We start from the raw sequence: 26016 nt of genomic DNA on the forward strand, positions 1-26016 counted from the left end.
GCGATGATAAAATAGCTCGGAAAAACAGAGAGGGGCGGGGAGGCCGGGGGGACGTACCTCCACGCTTTATCTCTCATCTGGATAAGATTTCGGGGCTCACCGTTGCCGTGAAGGACATCTCCACGGCCTTAGGCTCGGCGCTGGCTGTGACCAGCTGGGCCACCGGCGTTACAGCCGGGTTGACGATGGTGTACTCAGAACCCTCCTGGATGTAGGCCTCCACTTCCTCGCGGATGGGGGAGATCACGTCCTCGGTGAGCCTCTGAGTCATAGAGTCGATCATACTGTTGATTGACCGCTCCATTATGGCGAAGCTCTCGTTGACCGGTATATCGCCGGCGAGGTCCAGGAGCCGATCGTTCTCCAGGACGATGGTGTTCTCGGCCACGTTGCGGAGCTTCCTGATGCCCTCCTTGGCGGTGGCCAGACGACCCTTCTCATATGAGAAGGGATTGATAGCGATAGCGAATGTGACAGCATTCATGCCCTTGGCGACATCGACCACGATAGGGGCCGCGCCGGTGCCGGTGCCGCCGCCCATACCAGCGATCACTATGACTATGTCGCTTCCCTTGAGGACGCTTTCCAGAGCGGACCTGGCCTGATCTGCGCAGTGCTCTCCCACCTCGGGGAATCCCCTGGCACCCTGCCCGTGGGTGACATCCTTCCCAATGAGGATCTTCTTGTTGGCGTTGACCCTCTCGAGCTTGGTCTCATCGGTGTTGACCGCCACGGTCTCGACCTTCTTGTTGCTCCAGTAGATGCTGTTGACGACGTTGTTACCGGCGCCGCCGCATCCCACGATGGAGATCTTCGGTTCCAGGAGGCCCTTGCTTAGCGTGGCCACTAATTGTTCGCTGTTGGTGTGCATCATCCCCACTCCCTCTCTGCCCTAACTGAAGGTGAGCTGACCAGCCCTGTTATCAGGGCCGTGCATCCCATCCCTCTACAGACCACATCCCTTCTAGATCTGTCGAGCTGCCCTAATCTGGTACCATCTGCACCGTGCCTTTGAGATTTTCCAGTTTTTCCCGTTTTATGTTCTCAATGGCCTCTTCGATGTTGATGTACCGCTTCCTGACGCACTCAACTATCGCTTCCTCGGGGGAATTGTATATCCCTGCCCGAACCGAGGACATGATGGTCTCGTGCGCGAATCGGGGGACCTCGATCGTGATCACGTTGCTCTTGACGTTCTTGGTGATCTCATTGGTCTTGGTCCCCTCGAACTGTTCTATGAACGAACGAATGGCCACCCTGGCAAAGTTGGAACGGTTCGAGTATTCCGGATGCTTCTCGATGAAGGCATCAAGGAGCTCGAGATCCTCGGGTTCCAACCGCAGTGAGATCCTTTCTCCGTCCAAGTCAGCTCACCTTTGTGTTAGAGACAATTGGGAAATGTCCTACTAAGTATATAAAAATATGTCAATTGTCATAATTTGTCATACTCAGTTTTGATAATCACTTGGACCTCGAGCCAGACATTGATTTTGTATTTTATAATAATTTCGTTTAAAACCAGCGAGGACCGCCCGGTATGACGCCGTGATGGATAAATCTGATGGTAGGTGTCAACCGTTCTGATAAAGGTAGCTAATTATATATAGTCGAATATGAGCCAGACAGCCGACCCCCACGATCGGTTTTTTGCCTGCAAATCCTCCTATCGAGAGCTAGCGGATAAATGTGCGCTTGCAACCTCGTAGCCAATAATCGGGTTAGGCGAGGGATACATAGTACAACGTAATAATATACGTTAAGGGAACGTCACGGGGTGGTATGCCGAAGCACCGACCGCGGCATACTCGATGATGACACGTCCGATGGTCGCTGCAACCGGTCCGCGATGGGCTCTCGTTCCCCGAGCTGAGATACGGGGAAAACAATAAGCTGGATGCGAGGGAAGGGTCGGGTCTCCGGAAGCATCCTATTTATAACAATAGAGTATTCCTGGCCACATAAGGTGTAGCGATGTCGAGCTGGACCGCGGAGATTGAAGCCAAGTGGCAGGCGCGTTGGTCAGATGCTAGGCTATTCGAGGCGAACCGTGACTCGAGGCCTAAGTTCATGATAATCTTCGCTTACCCTGGTTTGACCGGCTACCTGCACGTCGGCCACATGCGCGGGTACACCTATGTCGACGCCATCGCCAGGTACAAGCGTATGACCGGGTTCAACGTCCTCTTTCCGGTCGGCACGCATGCCACCGGCAACGGAGCGATATCCCTGGCCAAGAGGATCAAGGAGCAGGACAAGAAGACCGTCGACTACCTCCTGGCCAACGGCTGCCCGGAGGAGATGCTGCCGAAACTGGTGGAGCCTCATCAGGTGGTCGGCTTTTTCAACCAGGTATATGTGAACCAGTATTGGAAGCGCTTCGGCTTTCTCGCCGACTGGCGCCGCTTCACCTCGACCACCAATCCCGACTATGGTAAGTTCATTCAATGGCAGTTCCGCAAACTTAACGAGTCCGGACTGCTGATCCAAAAACCATACTTCGCCCCGGCTTGTGTGGAGTGCGGACCGGTAGCGGTAGACGCGTCGGAGACCGACCTATCCAAGGGAGGGAACGCGGAGACGACCGAGTACACCCTTCTCAAGTTCAGATGCGGAGACATGTTCCTGGTGGCAGCGACCCTGAGGCCAGAGACAGTCTACGGTCAGACCAACTTCTGGGTCAACCCGGAGGTCGAGTACGTCAAAGTTCGGAGGAATGGCGAGACCTGGGTCATCAGCCGCCCATCGTATGACAAGATGCGCTTCCAGAAGGACGACCTGGAGCTCATCGGAACGGTACCGGGTAAGGAGCTCATTGGCCGCATGGCCGTGGCACCGGTCATCCACCGTGAGGTCCCTGTGCTCCCGGCCACGTTCTGCAAGCCCGAGGTAGGCACCGGGCTGGTTACCAGCGTGCCCTCGGATGCACCGGACGACTGGATTTCTCTGCGTCTGCTGCAGGAAGACGATGAGGCCATGGCCAGATACGGTCTGGACCAGGCAATGGTACGGGCCATCAAGCCCATCCCCATCATCGAGACTAAGGGCTATGGTCCGATGCCAGCCGTGGAAATGATCGACAAGATGGGTATTACCCAGGCCGGCGATCCCCGACTGGATGAGGCGAAAAAGGCCATCTACAAGGACGGATTCCACACCGGCCGAATGATCTCCACCTGCGGCGAGTTCGCCGGGATGAAGGTCGAGGAGGCGAAGGAGCTCATCAAGCAGATGATGATCAAGAGCGGAGAAGCCGAGCTGTTCTATGACCTCTCCGAGGAAGTGGTTTGCCGTTGCGGCCGGCCCGTGGTCATCAAGAAGGTCGACGACCAGTGGTTCATCGACTACGCGAACGCCGTGCTCACCGAGGACAGCAAGCGCCATGCCAAGAGCATGCACATACTCCCCCAGGACTATTACGTCAACGTCCAAGGGGTCCTGGACTGGTTCAGGGAGAGAGCCTGCGTGCGCCAGGGTAACTGGCTGGGGACCCGCTTCCCCTTCGATCCCAAATGGATCATCGAGGCTATATCCGACTCCACCCTATACCCGATCTACTACATCGTCGCCCCCTACTACAACTCCGGGCAGCTCAAGATTGAGTCTCTCAACGAGGCGTTCTTCGACTATGTCTTCCTGGGCAAGGGAGATGTCGCCGAAGTCTCCACCTCCACCGGTGTAGCCCCGGAGCTGCTGAACCGGATCCGGGAAGATGTGTTCTACTGGTATCCCCTGGACATCAACCTGGGAGGGAAGGAGCACATGACCGTGCACTTCCCTGCCTTCCTCATGAACCATGTCGCCATTCTTCCAGAGCAACTGTGGCCCCGCGGCATTTTCGTCAACTGGTACGTGACCGGGAAGCTGGGCAAGATCTCGAAGTCCAAGGGCGGGGCCGAACCGATCCCCGACGCGGCGGAGCGCTTCGGGGTGGACGCGATGCGGCTGTACTACGCACACATCGCTGCCCCCTTCGCCGACGTGGCCTGGGATGAGGACGCCATTGTCAACTACTCCTCGAGGATCGAGCGGGTCATGAGAACCCTGGAGGAGATGAAGGCGCTGAATGGATCAGATGTGCAGAAGGTCGACCACTGGCTGCTGTCCCGCCTCTCCAATAGGGCCCAAGTCATCCATTCATCTATGGACGAGTTCGACCTCCGTCGTATGGCCAACGAGGCCTACTTTGAGACCCTGGCGGATATGCGATGGTACCTCCGGCGGGGAGGCAACAATGCTGATACGGTGACCAAGGCGGTCAAGGCATGGGTACGCATGATGGCCCCCATCACTCCGCATGTGGCCGAGGAGATGTGGGCCGGCCTGGGAGAGAAGGGTTTCGTTTCCATTGCTCCGTATCCAGAAGCGGAGGAGCTCCCATCGGACCCCCTGGCCGAGGCAGCCGAGAACTACCTGGAGGAGGTCATGACCGACATCAATGAGATCCTCAAGGTCACCGGGATCGCTCCGAAGCGGATATTCATCTACACCACTCCGCAGTGGAAGCGGGACATCCTCGCTATCGGCCTGGAGCTGGCGAGGTCAAAACAGCTGACCGTCCCCACCCTGACCAAGGCAGTCATGGGTCGCGACGACCTCAAGCGCCGGGGGAAGGAGTCGGCTGATTTCGCCCGGAAGACAGCCGAAGACCTGATGAAGCGCTCCGAAATTGAGATGCGGCAACTGGCTATGGAGATCGATGAGTTCGCTTACCTCAGCGATGCTTCAAGCTTCCTTGCCAGGGAGCTCGGCTGCGAGGTGGCGGTGTATCAGGCGGATGACGCCAAGGCCCCGGACCCCCAGAAGAAGGCTCGGGCGGCCCAGCCCCATCGGCCCGCCATCTACGTCGAGTGAGCGACACCGTCGGCGACGGGCCCCGCGCTCGAGTGGGAGGTGCCCCTCGCTCCCTCGAACCAGATGACACTTTTTTAATAGCCAGTCACTGGTCTAACCGAGGAAGCTCCGGCCGGTCGTGTGGCCGGGCACCAGGGGTCCACAGATTATGTTCGCGGGTCTGGCCGATCTGATCACCAGGCGGTTCAAGCTGATAATCATCGCCTGGATCATAGCTCTGCTCTTTGCCCTCCCCCTGGTCCCGCTGGCGAGTCATGTGGTCCAGTATGAGGAAACGGAGATGGCTCCGGCGACCCTGCCCTCATCCGTCGCCAACGAGTATATCTCCGCCAGCTTCGGGAGCTTCGCCCACCAGCCCACCACTCTCATCGTCCTCACCTCCCCCGATGTCACCGATAACGAGACCAGGCGGGTGGCCTTGGAGATCGAGGACGCCCTCGGGGACGCCTCTCTGTTTGGAGACATCAATAAGGTCGAGGTCACCTCCGTATACTCGCTCTCCGAGAGTTACACTCTCAACGTAGTAAAGGCTCTTAATTACGCATACTACAGCGCCAACTTATCCGCCTACCTATTTTTTGGCATACCCCAGGAGTACCGGGATCTGTGGGCGCGGACCAACGAGTCGGCCACCGCGCTGTACGGCGTGTCCGAAGGGTACGCCCAGGCCTGGGAGCAGGCTGCCGCAGACGATCCCTCCCGAACGGTACAGCAGGTGGACGACGCAACGTATTCGGCGTTCCACGGGCAGCTCGAGACCGAGGCCCAGGGCATGAACGCCTCGGAACGAGCCCTCCTCCTCGGATGGTATCATGCGTTCTCCGCCGGCTGGAACTCCACCGCGTCGCTATCCTCCCAGCCTCAGCAAAGGGCCGTAGCCGCCCACTCCGCTGCCTTCCAGCCGTTCCTAGACAGCCTCGACCTGCCGAGCACAGACAAGGACTTCCTGACGCGGGTCAACGACTCCTTCGCCAACAGGCCGGCCGACTTCGCCAACGTAAGCGAGTTCGCCCGGCAGGTCGTCGACGAGAACATCGAAGCCACCATCGCCGAGGTGTCCTCGGGGCAGATATCCTACGGCAACGTCTCGACCGGGCAGGTCGCCCTGGTCCGTGACTACATGGATGCAGTGTACTCGTGGTGGTCCACCCTCGGTTCGCAGCCGTCGGATGAGACCTTCGATGCTGCCCTTCAGGAACTGTCCCTAAACTTCAGCCAGGCAGTCGCCGACGGCGAGACCCGGGAGGTTCTTCTGGGCTCCCGGGCGGCCGTGGGCAACCTGACCAATTATAATGATCTCGCTCTCCGGTCATCCCTTATCACCGGCTACGTCGCCTCCATGCCCGCGGTGGCTGAACGGTTGGCCCCTCAGAAATGGCTGGTAGCGGCGGCCGGAGAGATGGGCTCATTCGACCTCAACACCGCCGTCGCGCTCAGCCAGGCCATTGTGGCCAACTCATCGTTGGACAGCTATCCCTACAGGTTCCCCTCAGTTATCATTAGCCAGCTGGTGTCGGCGGACAACTCCACCATGGTCCTGGGCCTGACCTACGCTGACGTCGATGGGGACCTCCATCCGGGAAGGGAGTGCGTCGACGCCGTTCGCTCCATCGTCGCCGGGGTCGTTGACGGCACCAACGTCCGATACCATGTGACCGGGACGGACGCATTGAACACCGATATGGAGGAGAGCACATTCGAGGACCTGAGGATCATCGAGCCCATCACCATCGTCCTCGTCCTCGTCCTCATCGGCCTGTTCTTCCGCTCCTTTGTTGCCTCCTCCATTCCTCCCTTGGCGGTAGGCGTGGCGCTGGGGATCAGCTACGCGGCGGTGTACCTCATAGGCGCGTACGTGTTCTCGGTCCATTACGCGGTCCTGACGCTCCTCCTCACGGCGATGATCGGGGCGGGCTGCGACTACTGTATCTTCATCCTATCTCGCTACCGGGAGGAGAGGGGGCGGGGAAGGGACAAGGTCGCCAGCGTTCGCCAGGCCGTCATCTGGGCGGGGGAGAGCATTCTCACTTCGGGAGCAACGGTCATCATCGGTTTCGGGGTGCTGGCCATCGGCGAGTTCTCGCTGTTCAAATCCCTGGGCGTGATCCTGGCATTGGGCATCACTGTCGCCCTGCTGGTCGCGTTGACCTTGTTGCCCTCGATCCTCATGCTGCTGGGAGACAGGACCTTCTGGCCGTCGAGAGTAGGCCGTCCGGCTAAACCGCGTACGCGACCCGGTTACTTCACCCGCAGCGCCAGGTTCTCGATAAAGCATGCCAAGGTACTGCTTGTGGCGGCAATCCTTGTCTCCATCCCCGCCACCTGCCTCACGATGTCCGTGAACACCAGCTACGACTACATCGGTTCGATGGCGGACATGGAGAGCAAGCAGGGCCTGATGATAATCCAGGACGGCTTTGGGGGCGGTAAGATCACTCCTACCCAGATCGCGGTGGAGATGGACTCCCCGGTGATGAAGGACGACGCTTTCGATCCGACCATGCTATCGCCGATCGAGAACCTTTCGGCGACCATCGCCAGCCTTGACAACGTCAAGATGGTCATCGGCCCCACCAGGCCGTACGGAAGCCCCGTCGACATCACAAACTCATCGCTGATGGAGAGCCTAAGCGCCATCACTGGCCGGATGGTCAGCGAGGACCGACGGGCGGTGCTGCTCACCGTCACCTTCCAGGCCGAACCGTTCGACATGCGTTCCATCGACAGCATCCAGGAGCTGAGGGATGTCGCCAGCGAGGTCCAGGGCGCGGACCATGTGGAGAATATGCTGGTGGGAGGGTCGACCGCCTCCATGTTCGACATCGCGGTGATGACTCAGGGCGACTTCGGCCGGATGGCGGTGCTGGCGATTGCATGCATCTACATCGTGCTGATGGCGGTCATGGGTTCGGTCGTCAGCCCCCTGCGCTCTATCCTAACCATATTGCTGAGCATCTCTTGGACCATGGCGGTGGCTCTCGTGCTGTTCCAGGACGTCCTGGGGCAGCCGATTCTGTATCTGGCCCCGATGATCCTGCTGCTGGTGTGTCTGGGCTTGGGGATGGACTATGACATTCTTCTCACGACCAGAGTCAGGGAGGAGGTGGCCAAAGGAAGAAGCAACAACGACGCCATCGTGCACGCGGTGGAGCAGACCGGAGGCATAATCACCGCTTGCGGCATCATCATGGCCGCGGCCTTCGGTTCGATGATGCTCTCCAACGGCTACCTGCTCCGAGAGTTCGGCTTCGTCCTCATGTTCGCCATCCTTCTCGATGCCACAATCGTCCGCATCTACCTGGTACCGGCCATCATGTCCTTGTTGGGTGATTGGAACTGGTGGGCCCCTTCGGTCCTGAGGAAGATGAACGAGCGGCGCAACAAGGGCCGGCTAGCGACGCTGGCCGAGGCAGGAGCAGCCGAACACGCGCTCGACGACGAAAGGGGCGTGTCCTGAGGTCGGTTACCACGCCGTCTAGTGGAGCAGCCTTTCCTCATCCCACCGCTTGAACAGGTCGTGCTCCTGCTCTAGCTGGTCGAGTATCTTGCCCACGACAAAGTCGACCATCATATCGAGGTTTCTCGGCTGATGATAGAAGGCCGGGGAGGCCGGAAGGATGATGGCCCCGGAGCGGGCCAGCCTAAGCTCGTTCTCCAGCATGATAGTGTTGAGCGGGGTCTCCCGGGGCACGAGGACGAGCTTGCGATGCTCCTTCATGGTCACCGAGGCGGACCGGGTCAGCAGGCTGTCGGAGACCCCCGAGGCGAGCTTGGCGATGGTGGACTGGGAGCAGGGACAGACGATCATGGCATCGATGACGTGAGTGCCCGAAGCTGGCGGAGCGAATAGGTCATGGTCGTCGTAGACCTCATCGGCCATCGCGCACAGGTCCTCGTAGCTGATGTTCGTCTCGTGCTCCAGGACCTTCCTTCCCATTTCGGAGACGATGAGCTCCTTCTCCCCCTCGAGCTCCTCGAGCAGCCTGATGCCGTATCGTATCCCCGAGCAGCCGGTGATGGCCACGACGTAACGCATGACCGCGACAACAGCCTGGGGCTATTAATTAGCTACCGGCGACCGGGGAGTTGTTTCTAGCATCACAATAATATAGATGTAACCTTGTGGGAGGCCTGCGGTTCTGCGGCCTGTTCCGCGGCGACCATCCAGCATCGGTTCCCGAGAACGGCGGTTGACGCTCTCCAGCGCTATCGAGGCCAGGAAACGCTTTTATACGACCTCCATATTAATGCCGTAGGCATTATCCACACTTGGATAGAATTGATGTCATTTCGAGGTAGATCAGATGGTCACAGTCTATGATGTCCCACCGGAGAAGCTTATTGCCAAGGCCGCGGCCCAGCTCAAGCAGATCGATACGATAAAGGTCCCGGACTGGGCAGAGTTCGCGAAGACCGGAAGGCATACCGAGAAAGCCCCCGTCCAGGAAGACTGGTGGTTCACTCGGTCCGCTTCCGTTCTCAGGAAGGTATACCTTAAGGGCCCCATCGGAGCCTCCCGACTCGCTGCCGAGTACGGCGGCTTCGCCGACCGGGGTTCCAAGCCCAACAAGGCCGTCAAGGGCAGCAGGGCCATCGCCCGGCGCTGCTTGATCCAGCTAGAGCAGTCTGGCCTCATTGCCAAGCACAAGAGGGATGGCAGGGTCATCACTCCCAAGGGCCAGGCCATGCTCGACAATGCCGCAAAAGCGGTATATGACGAGACCCACTGATAAGGGCAGCGAGTGATCAAATGCAGGATGCTGAACTCGAGGAACTACGCCGCCGCAAGATGGCGCAGATGCAGCAGTCTCAAGACGCCCAGCTCCAGCAGCAGGCCATGGTGGCCGAGCGGCAGAAGCAGATGGAGCAGGCGCGCCTGGAGGTCATGAGAAGGATCCTATCCCCCGACGCCCGGGAAAGGTTGGCCAAGGTCCGAATGGCATACCCGGACGTGGCCGCCGCGGTGGAGGACCAGCTCATACAGTTGCTCCAGATGGGCAGGATCCAGGACCAGATCGATGACAACACTCTGAAGGCCATCCTCAGAAAGGTATCGCCTCAGAAGAGAGACATTAAGATAGAAAGGGTGTAATCCAATGACCAGGAACAAGCCGTTAGCAATGAAGACCCGCCTCATGAGGGCGGAAAAGTCCAACCGCAGGGTACCTGCTTGGGTCATGATAAGGACCAACAGGACCGTTCTCCGCCATCCTAAGAGGAGAAGCTGGAGACAGAGCAAGCTCAAGGAGTGATCTGCATGGACGAGAAGGTAATGAACATCACGCTCAAGAAGACCAAGGCCGCCCCCCGCTCCAAGAAGGCAAAGAGGGCTATCAACGAGATCCGGGAGCATGTCATCCGGCACATGAAGGCCGAAGAGGACAAGATCTGGATCGACCACCGCCTCAACGAGGCCATCTGGGCCAACGGTATCCACCGGCCCCCCATGCACATCACCGTGAAGGCGGTCAAGTTCGAGGACGGCCTGGTAGAGGTCTCCCTCCCGGAAGACTCGACCGTAGAAGAGTAAGCACGGTGCCAGCATGATGAAGCTCTCCAGCTACAATGGGAACCCGTTCATCGGAGTGTACTGCGTGGCCAATGAGAGCCTTTCCCTGGTACCAATGGACGCACCCCCGAGCCTGGTCTCGGACATCGAGGAGGGGATGGGGACCAAGGTATTGATCACCTCCCTGGCCTCCTCCTCCATCCTCGGCACCCTGACGGCGATGAACTCCTATGGGGGCATCACCACCGGCATGGCGGCCCTGGCTGAGGTGCGCCCGATTCGTAAGCACCTGCAGTTCAAGCGGATAAAGGACCGTCTGAACGCCTGCGGGAACAACATCCTGGTCAACGACAACGCTGCCCTGGTCAACCCGGACCTCGGGCGCACGGCGATCAAGCAGATCGAGGATACCCTCCAGGTGGAGGTCGTTCAGGGCATGGTTGCGGGCCACAAAACGGTCGGTTCGGTCTGCGTGGCTACCAACAAGGGCGTTCTGTGTCATCCATCCACCAGTAAGGCCGAGCTGGAAATGCTCCGCTCGCTGTTCAAGGTGCCCACCGGCATCGGGACACTGAACTACGGCGCTCCCCTGGTGGGGGCGAGCATGGTCGCCAATTCCAAGGGCGCGGCGATAGGCTTCCGCTCCACGCCCATCGAGATGGGTAGGGTCGAGGACGTCCTGTTCCCGTGAGCCGTCAATCTGTTCTGCTCTTAGTCCCAAGCGGGCGAAATTAACTTCTATGGGCTCCCGGTTCGATGTTCGTGACTGCCCTCGAACCCGGGTCCGACATAGGGAAGTATAAGCTCAGGAAGGACGACATTCAAATTCTGATCATCGACGTCCAGGAACGCCTGGTGGCGGCGATGCCGGAGCGTGAGAGAGTGGTAGCCAACGTCAGCCATCTTCTTGCCCTGTCCACGCTTTTCTCCGTCCCGGTGGTGGTGACCGAGCAGTATCCCCGTGGCCTGGGACCAACAATCCCCGAGGTGGCCAGCGCAATTTCCCCCATGGATCCGCTGGAGAAGCTCACCTTCAGCTGCCTGGACCACTGCGAGGTGCCTCAGCGGCTTACTGCCTCCGGCCGCCGAACGGTCGTGGTGGTGGGCATGGAGGCCCATGTATGCGTCCTGCAGACCTGCCTGGACCTGCTGACGGCCGGTTACAACGTCCACGTGGTCCGGGATGCAGTTTGCTCGCGGTCCGCGGAAGACAAGGCCAACGCCCTGGACCTCCTGAGGGATGCCGGGGCGGTGGTGACCACCACCGAAACGGTGCTCTTCCAGGTGCTTGGCAAGGCTGGTACAGACGAGTTCAAGGCCATATCCAGAAGGGTGAAGTGAGGTTTACGGGGAGAACACCCAGAACTCAGTCGCCGGAGGCAGGTCCTCCCGGCTGAAGTCCACCTCGTTGCCGACCCTGACCACCGAGTCCTCGGATATGCCGTCCAAGAACGGCTCGATGGTGTGCACCGAGATGGATAGCCCTCCCCAGCGGAAATGCATCGGTACCGCCACCCGAGGGCGGAGCTTGGCTACCAGTTTGCGGGCCTGCTCCCCGTCGATGGTGAAAACTCCTCCCACCGGTATGAAAAGAACGTCGATGGGGCCGATGGCCCTTACCTGTTCCTCGGAGAGGTCATGCCCCAGGTCCCCGCAGTGACAGAACCTGATGCCGTCCATGTCGAAGCGGTAGACGATGTTGCGGCCCCTTCGGTTTCCCCCCTCCGGGTCATGGAAGGTAGGAATGCCGTTGATTTTGACCCCTTTGAGCATCCTCTCCCCGGGGTCTCGGACCACGGCGGGGTCGCCTCGGACGATGCGGACGCAGTTATGGTCGAAGTGGTCGTGGGTCACCAGAACGATGTCCGCTCTGACCAGGGGAGTCTTGATGCCAATGGACTTGCCGTCGTGAGGATCCGTGACCACGGTCACCGTGTCCCTGACCTCAAAACAAGAATGGCCGTGCCAGATGATCCTCATGGGTTCACTCCCTGGAGGGGGTATCTCGGAAACGAACCCCGCAGGAAGGGCACTTGCTGTCGTGATCTGAGACCATCTCGTGGCATACCGGGCAGAGGATCGCTTCGTCCTCGTTCTTCCGCTTCCCTTTGGTTATCATGGGCAGGTACCGGATGACCGCATATACCATTAAAATTGAGGCTAGAGCCGATACCCCCCACGCCAACCCTCCGGTCAGAATGCCGGCGGATATGACGTAGATGTCCAATGCATAGACCCCTAGGCCCATGGTCAAAAGGCCTCCGGGTACGAACTGAGGCATGCTGGTGACCCGGCGCTGGGGCATCGGGGTGACGATGCTCTCCTCTCTTACCACCGCCGAGGCGGTAGGTTCGGTAGCGGACTCTGGCGAAGCGACGTCCTCAGGAAGAGGGACAGAAACGATCTCCTGGATGGCCGGTGGGGCGGTCGATTCGGCCCCCGTTTCCACCATGACCTCAGTGGTTGGCTGGGCCATGACGTCCCCGCCATCCTCGAGCGACAAGTGGGGAGGGACCTCGAGGCCGGCCTCGGGCTTCCTCTCTGTCACCGGCATATCGGACGGCTTCTTCATGGTCAGCTCGATCCTGGAACGCAGGGACGAGTCGATGTTGGAAACTTCGACATCCCGACCTATGCGCTCTAGATCGTTGACCTGGCCCATCCAGTCATCTGATGCGGCCTTGAAGTCCCAGCCGCAGAAATCGCATTGGTAGGCCCCGTGACGATTTCTCAGTCCGCAACGGGGGCATTCCTTTAGACCAGATGATCTGTCCATTGAGCTGCCTTCGCGTTGCATTATCATCCATTATTATAATCGTTTTGCTAGAAAACTCACCTGTTGAGACATTGCCACGTCCCCCGCGGTGGAGGCGGTCCTCGCGAGCGCGGAAGCGGTAACGCTGGCCCGAAAGAATCGAGGAAAAATCGAGGCATGATCGTCGCTATCGCATTCATGCCGAAATGTGATAATAACCGACCATTCAGACCATCCTTCACGCTCTGGTATCCCCCGATCAGGAACGCAGCGTTCATGCCGCGAACATGAGATTGCACAACGGAGCAAGACCGCCAAATGAGGATATTAAAAAATTAAACCTCGAGAAAACTGTATTTTAATAAATAAATATATAATGGGTGCTCGGCTGTCGATAGGAAGGTGTAGGATGTCTTACTACTTGACAATGGAGAAGCAAGACAGGCATCCTGCACCAAGCGGATGTAGTAATTCTATCTTTTTATAAGACGTGTTGTAATAGTATGCTATTATTCTAGATAAACCTGCTTCGGAGATCCTCGCGCACCCCTTCATCTGATCCGTCCGGCGAGAATGACAACGATCGAGATAGGGCCGCATCATCTATTGGCCACCGCCTCCCGTCTACGTAGCGTTCTCTCGGGAGCCTTCTCGTTCGAGACTGGATGCCGACCTAGCTTCCTGCCCTCTGATTTCGCCAGGTGCCTCAAGGAGAAGGTAAGCTTCGGCGTAACATGAGGTGTCGTTTATGCTAACATCTACTGCCGCGAATGCCTCGGACGGTGAAGTCCATTCTCGGACCTCGGCCGCACCTTCCTAAGCGACTGGCCGTCAACGAATCCGATAGAAGCGGTAAAACATTTGCAGGGCGGGTAGGAGCCGCTGTGGATCGCCCCTGCCCGCTTCGTCATGTCCCGGAAAGCTCCGACCTCCTTGCCGTCGCTGTCGATGAACCGGCGGCCCTCACAACAGTCTTCTAAAGAAATGTCGGCCATTGTCTACACTTCCTGTCGAAGTGGATGGGGCCGGCTACAGCAAGGCCCGTCATGGGCAATCCGCTAATTCCGCACTCTGGCTCCGTAATTATTGCCGCTTCCTCGGCCAATTCATAAGTAGTGAGTCTGTCGATGTGAGACCTGCACTCCTCCCGAACATCCAGTAAACTTCGGGGGCGAAATTTAATTAGAATGTAACTGGATAGGCAACTAGGATGAAGACCCTCGTTCTCTGCGTGGACCGGGACGACGACTTTGGAGTCAAGGCAGGCCTCAACAGCCCATTCGTCGGTCGGGAGGAAAACCTCAAGGCAGCGATAAGCCTAGGCTTAAAGGACGCTGAGGATTCCGACACCAATACCCTGTTGGCGGCCATCAGTCTGTACGATGAGATGGTCAAGAAGGGCATGGACGTGGAGATCGCCACCCTGTGCGGAGACATGCATGTGGGCTATGAGAGCGACCTGGTCCTCTCCACCCAGCTGGAGACGGTATTGGGAACCGTCAAACCTGACCGCGTGGTGCTGGTTTCCGATGGGGCCGAAGATGAGTACATCTACCCAGTCATATCGTCACGGGTCAAGGTCGACTCGGTGCGCAAGGTCTTCGTCAAGCAGGCTCCCACGGTCGAGGGCACGTACTATATCCTGATAAAAATGCTCAACGACGAGAAGATCCGGAAGCGTATCGTCGTGCCCATCGGCCTGGCGTTGATCGTCTTCGGAATCTTCGCCCTCCTCGACCCTCTCATCAAGTTGTTCCAGGGCTCGGCCGAGGTATCCTTCACCAACATGGGCCTGGCTATGATCTATGCGGTCGTCGGCTTCTACCTCATCATGTTCGCGTACAAGGCCGGCGATAGGGCGAGGGAGTGGTGGAGGGATACGCGGACGGCTGTCCAAGAAGGAAGCACCATGATACCGTTCGCGGTCCTGTCGGTCATGATCTTCCTGCTCGGGATACTGTATGGCTTGGACGCCGCCTTTGCCGACCCGGAGACCGAGTTCCTGGAGATGATGGTGCTGTTCATCGGCGGCTTCATGTGGATGTGCGTCTTCGCCTACTTCACCTTCCAGGTAGGGCTGTTCATCAACGACTACCTCTCCAAGGGCGTCCTGCAATACTCGTACCTCGTGGCCTCGGTGACCATCTTCGCCCTGGGCTTCATCCTGCAGGGGGCGCTGGATGCGACTCAGGTCTTCTTTGGCTTCCGGGATTATGATCAGGCCGTCATCTTCATGGAGATCATGGCGGGTTTCCTTCTGGCGGTGTTCGGTGCCCTGCTGAACACCTCCCTCAAGGGCATGAACGGCAACAAGAAGGGCGCGGAGAGCGGCGAGAAGGTCGAGAGCGCCGAATAGGTGGGACATGGACTTCCCGGAGTGGGAACCTCATTACCTTCGGATAGTGAGGGAGTTCGGATTTTCCGTCACGGAGGACGAGCAGGCCGCTCACAGGCTGGCGTCACTCGGAGCGAACAAGACGATGTGCGGGCCTGACTGCCTCCGTCGGCGGATCGGCAAGGAGGTGACCGTGGTCGGGCACGGACCTGCGCTGGAGGCGGAGCTGAGGACCGGGCCCCTGCAGGGGACGGTCATCGCCGCGGACGGGGCCACCTCAACCCTCGTCCACTCCATAGGCAAGGTGCCGGATATCATCGTCACCGATCTGGACGGGGACATCGCCGATCAGCTCTCCGCCAGTGCCCAGGGGGCTGTCGCAGTCATCCTGGCCCACGGCGACAACGTCGAGGCGCTGGAGAGGTATGTCCCCTGGTTTACCGGCCCCCTGACGCTGACGACCCAGGCCCGCCCCTTCGACCGCGTCTACAACTTCGGGGGGTTCACCGACGGGGACCGCGCGGTAATGCTCGCTAGGCACTTCGGGGCACGAAAGGTCCATCTTGTGGGCTTTGATATGTTCACTCCAAGGCCGAAGATGGGACGGGACCCCGAGATCAAGAAACGAAAGCTCGAAGAGGCCCGCAAGCTGATCTGGGACCTCAACCCCTCCGACGTCGAGCTTATCCCCAGATCGTCCACCTCTTTATGGGCATAGGGCCATCAAATTTCGGCGCGCGGGACCCGAGCTTCCAGTATTTACGCGTTATTTCTTTTTTTGATAAATCGGGGTCTTTTTTTAATATTTTGCATAATAATATAATTGACGAAAATAATAGATGCTGGCTATTCCAGTCATTTTAAGAAAAGTCCGAATATTTTTATATATCATTGCCGTGTTATCAAGATGTAATGTCTATCCCTTTTTTCATAACGGGGAGACGTGATTAAGGAGGAAATTGAATGGATGGAAGCGCTGGTGCACCTGCTGCAAAGAAACGCGGCATTAGCAAGAAGCTCATCGTCATCGTGCTGGTGGCAGTCTTGGCTATCGCTGCGATAGGTGCCGCACTGGTATTATCGGGAGGGTCGACCAAAGGTAGCGGCTCCACCGTGTTCAGGTACGGTACCATTACTGGCAATTATGACAGCCTGGATCCCGCTGTGGATTATGAAACGTTTGGCGGCGAGATCCTGCAGAACGTCTACGAGACCCTTGTCTGGTACAATGGGAGCTCCTCTTCGGAGCTCATCCCGCTCCTGGCGACCGAGGTCCCGACAGTTGCCAACGGGGGCATCTCCGCCGACGGACTGACCTACATCTTCACCATTAGGGATGGCGTCACGTTCAGCGATGGGACCGTTCTGAAGGCCAGCGATGTCGAGTACTCATTCGACCGCGCGTTCTTGCTGAACGACCCCGCTAGCCCAATACCGATGTACGGTCAGATGCTCATCCCCGACTATGCCAATGAGACCACCTACCCAGCATCGTCCTTTGGCTCCGATGGCAAGATCGTGCCCAGCATCGGTCAGGATGTACTCGATCAGCATATTTGGGCCCACGATAATAAGGTCCAGTTCAATCTGACCCAGCCATACTCAGCATTCCTGTCAGCCCTTGCCTTCAACACCGCCTCGATTGTTTCCGAGAAGTATGTCGAGGATCACGGCGGATTGACCAAGGATGGCTACGACTTCATGTCCTCCAACGCCATGGGCACCGGCCCATACATGGTCGGGGAGATAAAGAAGGACTCCTATACTAAGCTGGTCGCCAACGATAACTACTGGCGGGGAGCCCCCACCCTCAAGACCATTATCATCACCCAGTACTCCGAAATGTCGGCTATGATCATGGCCCTGAAGAATGGGGACCTCGACGCTGCGGCCATCCCGCGCACTCAGATGGCGTCGGTGGAGAACATCGCAAATGTCTCTATCATATCTGGGTATCCGACCTTGACCCTTGATTTCTTTGGTCTGAACGAGAACCTGAATGTTGCCGGTGCAGATCCCAAGAAGACCAATGTTCCGTCCACCTTCTTCCAGGATAGGAACGTCAGGATGGCCTTTGCGTCTGCTTTCAACTACGAGCAGTACATAAACACCACCATGCAGGGAATGGCCATCCAGCCTAATGGAGTCATCCCTAAGGGCATGTTCGGCTACGACGCCTCGGTCCCAACATATAGCTATGATCTGGAGGCAGCCGCTGCTTACCTAAGGAACGCCACCAACGGCGCTAGCAACTGGCTGGACACTGGATTCAACATCGAGCTATACTACAGCGCGGGCAACACTGCCAGAGAGACCGCCTGCTTGCTGCTGAAGGCCGGTCTGGAGTCCCTGAGCGACAAGATCAACGTGACGGTCACTCCTCTTGAATTGTCCACGTTAATAGGGTACCAGTCGAGCCACAAGATGCCAGTGATGTTTCTCGGATGGGCTCCAGACTATGCAGATCCGGATGATTATGTGCATCCGTTCTATCTGTCCAGCGGGCTCTATGCGTCGACGATCGGCTACAAGAACGAGACTATCGACTCGCTGGTCACTCAGGCTGCCACGGAATTGAACGATACCAAGAGGGCGGAGCTGTACCACGACATAAGCATGGCCATGCACGACGAGTGCGCGTATATCTGGACCGTCCAGGCCACCAGCTTCTTCGTTGGATATAATTACATTCAGGGTTACTACTACAACCCGATGTACTCCAACCTTTACTACTACGCTCTGAGCATGGCACCGAGCAAGTGATGGTAGCGAAGATGCAATCCCTTCAAACCTCTTCACTACTTTTTTTTATCTCATACTATGAACATGATCGCAATTCCCGACATTGCGTTAAAAGTGACACTGCTGCCTATGGGGGAAGTGAATCACTGCCACACACCAAGACCGAGCATCTTCTGGACAACCTGCCGTTCGCCGAAAAACCTTAGCCTTTTCTTCTACGGCTTGTGATAATTATTTGTATCCGCTTCCCCCATCCCCAGACATCTTAAGGTATTTACCCCTTTAAATTAAAGGGGTCCATATGACGTTGTACACTTCGGCATGGTGGTACGGATGGGGCTCTCAAGGTACATCATCAGAAGACTATTGTTGATAATCCCTGTCATCATCGGGGTCTCCCTCATCGTCTTCACCCTGACCCGGGTGGCGGGCGATCCCGTTACGGCATATGTCAACGAAAAGATGACCGATTCCCAGATCGAGCTCGTCCGCGAGAAGTACCATCTGAACGATTCGATATGGGAGCAGTATATCGCTTGGCTCCAGGGGGTGCTACAAGGCGACTGGGGATGGTCTAAAACCGCCTCCATGCCGGTCACCGACGCCATTGCTTATTATCTCCCCGCGACGTTCGAACTGGCCGTCATCTCAATGGTGATGAGCATTTTCGTAGGCATTTGGCTGGGGACGAAATCAGCCATCAAGAAGAACAAGCCCTTCGATCACACCACCAGGGTCATCTCCCTGTTCGGCGTCTCCATCCCGGTATTCCTGCTAGGCCTGATGCTTCTTCTTGTCTTCTATTCCGAGCTTCATCTGTTTCCCATCCATGGACGGATCAGTGACTCGTACATCATCGCAGGCACCGAGCCCAGCGGTATGACCGGCTTCTACCTCGTGGATTCCCTTCTCCTTGGCAACCTGCCCATGTTTGCCGACGTTCTTTGGCATCTGATCCTTCCCTCGTTGACCCTGTCCCTGGCCATCATCGCGATAATCCTGAGAGTCCAGAGGAACAGCATGCTGGAGGTGCTCGGGCTCGATTACGTGAAGACCGCTCGGGCCAAAGGCCTCGATGAGAAGACGATCATCAACGTACATGCCCGGAAGAACGCCCTCATACCCACCACCACTATCATCGGGCTGGCTTTCGGCACCTTGTTGGGCGGGGCGATCCTCACCGAATCAGTGTTCGCATGGCCCGGCCTCGGGAAATGGTCGGCCAGCTCGATAGAGGCGATGGACACCGCCTCCATCATGGGATTCTGTCTCCTGGTGGCCTTCACCTACGTCATCGTCAATCTGGTCGTCGACATACTGTACGCATATCTGGACCCCCGAATCAGGCTGGAGTGAAGAAAATGACCACTGTCAACGAGAAGATCGCCAAGGTGGCCGTGGACAACAAGACCAACCCTCGATCGAATTTGGTCGATAATCTAAAGGCCGAGCTGAAGCCCCGAGTCAGGGAGTGGCGGAATTCGTGGAGCCTGATCCGCAGCAACTGGACGGCGATGGCCGGCGTAATAATGGTCGCGTCCATCGTGTTCATCGCTGTCGCCGCTCCGTATCTGGCCCCTCCTCAGAGCACCCGCGATCCCATGGAGATACCCGCTGACCTGAACTTCCCCAAACCCCCATTCCAACCCGGCCAGCCTATCTTCGGCACCGGGAACAACGGCATAGACATTTATTATGGTGTGGTGTGGGGTGCCCGTACCACCATCACTACCTCGCTCTACGTGGTCCTCACCGCCGCTCTGATAGGGCTGGTGCTGGGTGCCGTAGCCGGCTACTACGGAGGAAAGATCGATGAGGCCCTCATGCGGTTCACCGACATCTTCCTGTCCCTGCCCGCCCTGATCATGGCTATGGCTGTCGCCTCCATCCTGACGCGAAACCTGGAGACCATGATGTTCGCCCTGATCATCGTGTGGTGGCCAGCCTATGCCAGGTTGGTGAGAGGGCAGGTGCTCACCGTCAGGGAGAACACCTACGTGGAAGCGGCCAGAGCCATAGGCGCCAAGCGGAGCCGGATCCTCTTCAAACACATCATTCCCAACTCTATCTCTCCGCTCATCGTCAACATCACTCTGGACCTGGGAACGGTAGCACTGACCGCGGCGAGCCTGAGCTACATCGGGTTCGGGGTCCAGCCCGGCTATGCTGAATGGGGGCGAATGATCTCCGACGGCCATAACTGGATGCTTAGCACGGTCTACTATAACGGGGCCCCCTACACTCCATGGTGGGTTGTCTTCTTTCCTGGCATCATGATTATGATATTCACCATTGGATGCAGCCTGATCGGTGACGGCCTCAGGGATATCCTTGATCCCAGGAGCAAGAGGTAGCCCATGGACGCAAGTTCGATAATCGAGATCGAAGATTTGTACACCAACTTCTACACCAAGGGAGGCGTCGTCTACGTCTTGGACGGGATCAACCTGAGGATCAAGAAAGGCGAGACCTTCGGATTGGTGGGGGAGAGCGGTTGCGGTAAGAGCGTCACCGCCAACTCTATCATGTGCCTGGTCCCCAGCCCTCCCAGCAAGGTCGAGGGCGGTCGAATAATGTTCGCTCTGCCACCTGGATACCGCAGCCATTTCGAGCGGATGATGGGCCGGGAGGCTTCCAAGGGGACGAACGATCCCGAGGCCGTCGCCGCCCGGCAGGAGTTCGAAACCGCCCTGGCTGCAGGCGAGTATCCCGTTCCCGGCCTCGGTGACCGGTATGCCAGCTACCGCTCCCTGGAGGAGAAAAAGGGAAGGAACGACCCCGAGACGGTAGCGGCCCTTACCAAGCTCATTCAGTCGATGAACGAGATCAATATCCTGGAGCTCGGGCAGCTGGACCTCCAGCGGATCCGAGGAAAAGTCATATCCATGATATTCCAGGAGCCCACGGCCTCTCTCAACCCAGTGTTCACCGCCGGTGACCAGATCGCCGAGATCATCCTCCTGCACGAGAAGAAGGACCTGACCGCCGCGGTGCTGAAGAACCTGGATCGGAAAAAGAAGCTGATCAAGAACGATGAGGGGGCGCAGAAGCTCCCTGGTCACGACGGAGAGATCACCTGTTCGGCGTGCGGGGCCAAGGTTCAGAAGGAGATGGACCACTGCCCCAGCTGCGACCTCTCCTTCCCCATCCGTCATGTGCCCATCATCACTTCGCTCAAGCTGAGGATCGAACAGGATCTGTACGCCAGAATGAACGATAATCCTGAGGATGGTCTGCTGTGGCTGCTGTCGAAGATCCCCATCCTGAAGAGGTACAAGCGGCCGATGGAGAACGAGGCCTTCAACAGGGCTATCGGGATGCTGCGCATGGTCCGCGTGCCCGATCCGGTGAATGTGGCCAACTCCTACCCTTACGAGCTGTCGGGAGGGATGCAGCAGAGGGTCATGATCGCCATGGCCTTGGCGTGCAAGCCCCAGCTACTCATCGCCGACGAGCCGACCACCGCGCTGGACGTTACCATTCAGGCGCAGATCTTGAAGCTGATGCGGGAGCTGCAGAAGGACACTGGAACAACTATCCTCATGATCACCCACAACCTCGGCATCATCGCTGAGATTTGCGACCGGGTGGGGGTGATGTACGCTGGCAGCATCGTCGAGCTTACCTCCAACCAGGAAATATTCAAGGAGCCGCTCCATCCCTATACTCAAGGCCTTCTGTCAGCCATCCCGCGCATCGATCAGGAACTTCCCAGACTAGAGATCATCGAGGGCAGTGTGCCAAACTTGTCCAAGCCTCCTACCGGTTGCCGGTTCCATCCCCGGTGCCCCTACGCCATGGCGATCTGCAGCAGGGAGAAGCCGGCGATGATGGATATCAAACCAGGACACTCGGTGGCATGCCACTTGTACACGGAGGTGAAACAATGGCCGACAGTGAGATCCTGATCGAGGTCCGGGGACTGAAGAAGCACTTCCCCATCCGTGGCGGTCTTTTGTCCAGGAGCGAGGGGGCGGTCAAGGCCGTGGACGATGTGTCCCTCTACATCCGCAAGGGAGAGACCCTCGGGCTGGTGGGGGAGAGCGGCTGTGGCAAGACCACCACCGGACGGTGCATCCTGCATCTCACCAAACCCACCGGAGGAAATGTCTATTGGAAGATGCCTGACGACGCCCGTAAACGGCTGGACCGGCTGGAGGCGCAGGAGACTGAACTGGAAGCGCGGCTGGAAAGGGACAGGGACAAGTTCAAGGACCACGCGGTGAAGAAGGAACTGGAAGAGGTCACGACGGAACTGGAAAGCATTCGGAAGGAGTACTCGCTGGAAGGCCGCTCCCCCGAGGAGCTGAGGCTGATGAGGAAGAACATGCAGATCGTGTTCCAGGATCCCTACTCCTCGCTCAACCCCCGCATGCTCATCAAGGACATCGTCGGAGAACCCCTGCTCATCCACGGCGTAGCCAAAGGAGAGGAGATTAGGGAGAGGGCCATGGGCTTGATGGAGGTGGTCGGCCTCAATCCCGAGCACCTGTACCGGTTCCCCCACGAGTTCTCTGGTGGCCAGAGGCAACGCATCGGGGTGGCGAGGGCTCTGGCCCTTAATCCCGAGTTCGTGGTCCTCGATGAGCCGACCTCCGCTCTAGACATGTCGGTGCAGGCGCAGATCCTCAACATGCTCAACGACCTGCAGGACGCCTACGGCTTAACCTATCTGTTCATCTCCCACGACCTGAGCACTATCCATTACATGTGCGACCGCGTCAGCGTGATGTATCTGGGCAAGATCGTGGAATCGGCGAGCAAGGAGGACCTATTCAATAGGCCGCTCCACCCTTACACCCAGGCGCTCCTATCCGCCATCCCGGTGCCCGATCCGGACCTCAAGAAAGAGCGTGTGCCCCTGGCCGGGGAGATTCCGTCGCCGGCCAACCCTCCGACCGGCTGCCGATTTCATACTCGGTGCAAGCTCCGGCAGGCCAGGTGCGAGGTCGAGTCCCCGCCCCTCATCGACATCGGCAATGAGCATTTCGTGGCCTGCCACTTCGGGGACAAGAAGTGACATGGCGTACAAGCGGAGGATCGTGGTAGATAGGCCGGTAACCCCGGAGGCGAGCGAGCCGGAAGGTATGAGCTGGCGCGACTGGCTCCTTCGACGGTACGCTCGCCACTGGTACTTGGTCGGGGCGGCGTTCCTGGATATGGTCATTTTCCTGGAACTGGTGCGCGAGGGCATCGATGCCATGGTCGGGGGAGCGATCACCATTTTCGCCGCCGTCATTCAGATCGCGGTATACCTCAGCGTCTGGGGCCGGAACGGGCCCCTCGGCGACGGTACAGAGGAGGACGATAGATGACCGGTCCCGCTTCGACCACCCGAACCGATCGTGCATGCTCCTACTTTACTAAGATACGAATGAGCAGTGGGGGGCACATCCATATATCAAAATATCTTTATTATTATTGTTCTTGAATGATAATCCGGAAAGTTATTTAAGGGGTAGCCTCCAATGATAAACGCATGTCGGTGGTCAGTATGGAGGAGCTTGTCTTAGCGTTAAAAAACACGCTGGGCAAGAAGGGGATGCAGGAAAGCGATATCAAGAGATTGGCTGAGTACACGATGAGCTTTTTCGGTTACACCGATTCGGTCATCGACAACCGCCTAACGTCCGAGGACCGTGATGTCTTTTACATGCTGGAGGAGGAGGGCTTCGTCACCACCACGGAGGAGGAGGTTCACCTCAAGAAGGGAAAGATGTGGCGCATCCACTATTGGATCCTGAAGAAGGACCAGATCTCCCGTTTGGCATCGTTGCCGGAGGAGTCCAAGCCGGAAACCGATGAGCTCGCCATGATCTACGAAAACATAGACAAGGACGTATGGGCCCGGGAGCCGCCCAGCCAGTCGCATTAGGGATGGACCACCAACGCTTTTAATAGTGCGATGGCATTAAAGCGATAGAGGAAGTGGATGGACGGCCTTCTCATCGCTCTTTTAATCATCGCAGCATACCTAGTTGTCGCGGTCCTATTGAATAAAAAAGGCATACTTGCCAAGTTCAACATGACCATGTGGGGTCCGTTCATCATGTGGCGGACCAGCCGTGGGCGGGACCTGATCGACAAGCTAGCAAAGCCGTCGCGGTTCTGGAAGGCCTACGCCGCCCTGGGGAAAGGCATAATCATCGTGGTCATGGTAGCCATCATGGCTCTCCTGGTCTGGGAAGCCTTCCTGGTCTCCAACATCCCTGCTGAGCAGGCCCCCTCCCTGGACATGCTCATCGGGCTGCCAGGCATCAACCCCATCATCCCCATCGGGTACGGCATCCTCGGCCTCGTGGTAGCAGTGGTCATCCACGAGTTCGCTCATGGCATCCTGACCGTGGTTGGAAAGATGAAGGTCAAGGCGCTAGGGATCGTGTTCCTCGTCTTGCCCATGGGCGCATTCGTGGAGCCAGACGAGGAAGCTTTGGAGAAGGTGGAAAAGAAGAAGCGGACCTCGGTGTACGTGGTCGGCCCGGCCACCAACGTCATAGCCGCCCTCGTATGTGCATTCTTGTTCTCCACCGTCATGGTGTCCTCGGCCGAGCCGGTGAGGGACAACCCGGTCATCGTCTCCGTCCTCGAGAACAGCCCGGCGCACATCGCTGGCCTTGAGTACGGCGACCAGATCGTGAGCGTGAATGGCGTGCAGGTGCCCAATGGCGGCTACGCCAACCTCTCCGCACCGGACCCCAATACCACGGTGACAGTGTCATATTATCACGGCAGCGAACTGCGTCAGGCGCAGGTCGTGTCCGGCGTGGTCATCACGCTCACCGCTGAAGGTCTTCCGGCGGCCGATGCCGGCCTCAAGCAGGGTATGATCCTCACGTCCCTCAACGGAACGGCCATCACCAACGAAGCAGGTTTCAAGAACGTCCTTACTGCCATTCCTCCCGGGAGCACGGTGCCGATGACCGCTCTGGTGTACAATTCCACGCTTTCGCAGTACGTCGACGCCGGGGTTACCAGCCTCACCACGATAAGCAAGAAGGATTATTATGAGAGAAACTACGGGCAGACCGCCGACAACATCTCATACATGGGGGTCAGCACCGCTTATCTCGGAGCGAGCACCAGCGACCCCCAGGTGATCCTCGACCTGCTGGCCCATCCCTTCGCTGGCGACCAGACCGGCGACCAGTACGTCTACGATCTGCTGCACTACATCGCCCTGCCGTTCTACGGGCTGCAGCCCCTCTCATCCCCCCTGTCGGAGATCTTCCACCCCACCGGACTGTTCGGGTGGATGCCGACCGACATGTTCTGGATCGTCGCCAACAGCCTTTACTGGATCTTCTGGATCAACCTCATGGTGGGCATAACCAACGCTATGCCCGCCATTCCATTGGACGGCGGCTTCCTATACCGCGACTGGATCGACACCCTGGTGGCCAAGCTCAAGAAGGGCTTGGAGCAGAAGGAGAGGGATCGCTACGTCAACTCCATCGTAATGACCACTAGCCTGTTCGTGCTGTTCCTCATCGTGTGGCAACTGATCGGCCCGAGGGTCCTGTGATCACTCGCTGACCACTAGGACCTCGGCGTTGCACTGGGGGCACAGCTCGTAGTCCAAGGCCTTGAAGTTGGAGGAGACCTCATAGACCGAACCGCACCGCTTGCACCTCTTGAATGCGACCAGGATGGGCGAGAAGTGCTCGCACTTCTCCACGATCTCATCATCGCAGTGGTAGGTGCAGAGGTCGGCCGAGCAATTGTCGCACAGGCTGCGTCGGCTCAGATTTACCCAAAGATGTTCTCCGACCTTCACTCTTCCCAAGACATCACCTTCTGGGATAACGATTGCAAATCAGCAGCCCC

Annotated in this window: 24 protein-coding genes; 18 read left to right on the forward strand and 6 right to left on the reverse strand. The window is 58.0% G+C overall.

The genetic code is table 11. From position 1 onward, the window contains the following. Nucleotides 1-73: 73 nt before the first annotated feature. Nucleotides 74-871, reverse strand: coding sequence for a hypothetical protein (locus SA339_10720; GenBank protein ID MDW5563688.1), 798 nt, complete (start codon nt 869-871; stop codon nt 74-76). 112 nt (nt 872-983) lie between these two features. Then, complete coding sequence (locus tag SA339_10725) at nt 984-1364, reverse strand: ribbon-helix-helix domain-containing protein (protein ID MDW5563689.1); 381 nt, start codon at nt 1362-1364, stop codon at nt 984-986. Nucleotides 1365-1971: 607 nt separating this feature from the next. Between SA339_10725 and leuS the strand changes: the two genes are divergently transcribed. Together leuS and SA339_10735 are read left to right on the forward strand one after the other, a co-directional pair. Further along, on the forward strand, nt 1972-4851 hold the full coding sequence (gene leuS, locus SA339_10730; protein MDW5563690.1) for a leucine--tRNA ligase: 2880 nt from the start codon (nt 1972-1974) through the stop codon (nt 4849-4851). Nucleotides 4852-4999: 148 nt separating this feature from the next. Next, entirely contained in the window at nt 5000-8308 is a 3309-nt protein-coding gene (locus SA339_10735) for an MMPL family transporter (protein MDW5563691.1), read from the forward strand. A gap of 18 nt (nt 8309-8326) precedes the next feature. Here the strand turns inward: SA339_10735 and SA339_10740 are convergent, their stop codons facing one another. Then, nucleotides 8327-8887, reverse strand: a complete 561-nt coding sequence (locus tag SA339_10740; protein ID MDW5563692.1) for a UbiX family flavin prenyltransferase — start codon at nt 8885-8887, stop codon at nt 8327-8329. Nucleotides 8888-9155: 268 nt separating this feature from the next. Here SA339_10740 and SA339_10745 point away from each other — a divergent pair, with 268 nt between their 5' ends. The 6 genes from SA339_10745 to SA339_10770 all read left to right on the forward strand — a co-directional run bounded on the left by SA339_10745 (nt 9156) and on the right by SA339_10770 (nt 11701). Further along, nucleotides 9156-9581, forward strand: a complete 426-nt coding sequence (locus SA339_10745) for a 30S ribosomal protein S19e (protein ID MDW5563693.1) — start codon at nt 9156-9158, stop codon at nt 9579-9581. Nucleotides 9582-9601: 20 nt separating this feature from the next. Next, a complete protein-coding gene (locus SA339_10750; GenBank protein MDW5563694.1) occupies nt 9602-9943 on the forward strand; it encodes a DNA-binding protein in 342 nt (113 codons plus the stop codon). A 4-nt stretch (nt 9944-9947) separates the two neighbouring features. Further along, entirely contained in the window at nt 9948-10103 is a 156-nt protein-coding gene (locus tag SA339_10755; GenBank protein MDW5563695.1) for a 50S ribosomal protein L39e, read from the forward strand. A gap of 5 nt (nt 10104-10108) precedes the next feature. Then, a complete protein-coding gene (locus SA339_10760; GenBank protein MDW5563696.1) occupies nt 10109-10381 on the forward strand; it encodes a 50S ribosomal protein L31e in 273 nt (90 codons plus the stop codon). Between the two features lie 16 nt (nt 10382-10397). Next, complete coding sequence (locus tag SA339_10765; GenBank protein MDW5563697.1) at nt 10398-11051, forward strand: translation initiation factor IF-6; 654 nt, start codon at nt 10398-10400, stop codon at nt 11049-11051. Nucleotides 11052-11122: 71 nt separating this feature from the next. Further along, on the forward strand, nt 11123-11701 hold the full coding sequence (locus SA339_10770) for a hydrolase (GenBank protein MDW5563698.1): 579 nt from the start codon (nt 11123-11125) through the stop codon (nt 11699-11701). A gap of 3 nt (nt 11702-11704) precedes the next feature. Here the strand turns inward: SA339_10770 and SA339_10775 are convergent, their stop codons facing one another. Next, nucleotides 11705-12340, reverse strand: a complete 636-nt coding sequence (locus SA339_10775; protein MDW5563699.1) for an MBL fold metallo-hydrolase — start codon at nt 12338-12340, stop codon at nt 11705-11707. A 4-nt stretch (nt 12341-12344) separates the two neighbouring features. After that, on the reverse strand, nt 12345-13136 hold the full coding sequence (locus SA339_10780; GenBank protein MDW5563700.1) for a hypothetical protein: 792 nt from the start codon (nt 13134-13136) through the stop codon (nt 12345-12347). 1189 nt (nt 13137-14325) lie between these two features. Here SA339_10780 and SA339_10785 point away from each other — a divergent pair. The 10 genes from SA339_10785 (at nt 14326) to SA339_10830 (ending at nt 25714) form a co-directional block, all read left to right on the forward strand. Continuing rightward, the gene (locus tag SA339_10785) at nt 14326-15471 is read left to right on the forward strand and encodes a DUF373 family protein (GenBank protein MDW5563701.1); all 1146 of its coding nucleotides are present in this window, start codon (nt 14326-14328) and stop codon (nt 15469-15471) included. Between the two features lie 7 nt (nt 15472-15478). Next, nucleotides 15479-16168 (forward strand): 6-hydroxymethylpterin diphosphokinase MptE-like protein, encoded by a 690-nt coding sequence (locus tag SA339_10790; GenBank protein MDW5563702.1) that lies wholly within the window; start codon nt 15479-15481, stop codon nt 16166-16168. Between the two features lie 245 nt (nt 16169-16413). Further along, nucleotides 16414-18213 carry an ABC transporter substrate-binding protein gene (locus tag SA339_10795; GenBank protein ID MDW5563703.1) on the forward strand — a complete coding sequence of 600 codons (1800 nt, stop codon included), beginning with the start codon at nt 16414-16416 and terminating at the stop codon, nt 18211-18213. Nucleotides 18214-18513: 300 nt separating this feature from the next. Further along, nucleotides 18514-19548 carry an ABC transporter permease gene (locus tag SA339_10800; GenBank protein ID MDW5563704.1) on the forward strand — a complete coding sequence of 345 codons (1035 nt, stop codon included), beginning with the start codon at nt 18514-18516 and terminating at the stop codon, nt 19546-19548. A 5-nt stretch (nt 19549-19553) separates the two neighbouring features. After that, on the forward strand, nt 19554-20546 hold the full coding sequence (locus SA339_10805; GenBank protein MDW5563705.1) for an ABC transporter permease: 993 nt from the start codon (nt 19554-19556) through the stop codon (nt 20544-20546). Between the two features lie 3 nt (nt 20547-20549). Next, nucleotides 20550-22100, forward strand: a complete 1551-nt coding sequence (locus tag SA339_10810; GenBank protein MDW5563706.1) for an ATP-binding cassette domain-containing protein — start codon at nt 20550-20552, stop codon at nt 22098-22100. Further along, nucleotides 22079-23212: an ATP-binding cassette domain-containing protein gene (locus tag SA339_10815; protein ID MDW5563707.1), complete on the forward strand. Its 1134-nt coding sequence runs from the start codon at nt 22079-22081 to the stop codon at nt 23210-23212. Before SA339_10810 ends, SA339_10815 begins: the two co-directional genes overlap by 22 nt. A 1-nt stretch (nt 23213) precedes the next feature. After that, nucleotides 23214-23507 carry a hypothetical protein gene (locus tag SA339_10820; protein ID MDW5563708.1) on the forward strand — a complete coding sequence of 98 codons (294 nt, stop codon included), beginning with the start codon at nt 23214-23216 and terminating at the stop codon, nt 23505-23507. Nucleotides 23508-23671: 164 nt separating this feature from the next. After that, nucleotides 23672-24067 carry a DUF6015 family protein gene (locus tag SA339_10825; protein ID MDW5563709.1) on the forward strand — a complete coding sequence of 132 codons (396 nt, stop codon included), beginning with the start codon at nt 23672-23674 and terminating at the stop codon, nt 24065-24067. A gap of 57 nt (nt 24068-24124) precedes the next feature. Next, nucleotides 24125-25714 (forward strand): site-2 protease family protein, encoded by a 1590-nt coding sequence (locus SA339_10830; GenBank protein ID MDW5563710.1) that lies wholly within the window; start codon nt 24125-24127, stop codon nt 25712-25714. On the opposite strand, the gene SA339_10835 is transcribed toward SA339_10830, so the two are convergent. Further along, complete coding sequence (locus SA339_10835) at nt 25715-25975, reverse strand: hypothetical protein (GenBank protein MDW5563711.1); 261 nt, start codon at nt 25973-25975, stop codon at nt 25715-25717. Nucleotides 25976-26016 lie beyond the last annotated feature (41 nt).

This window comes from Methanomassiliicoccus sp. (genome assembly GCA_033485155.1).
Lineage (GTDB): Archaea > Thermoplasmatota > Thermoplasmata > Methanomassiliicoccales > Methanomassiliicoccaceae > UBA6.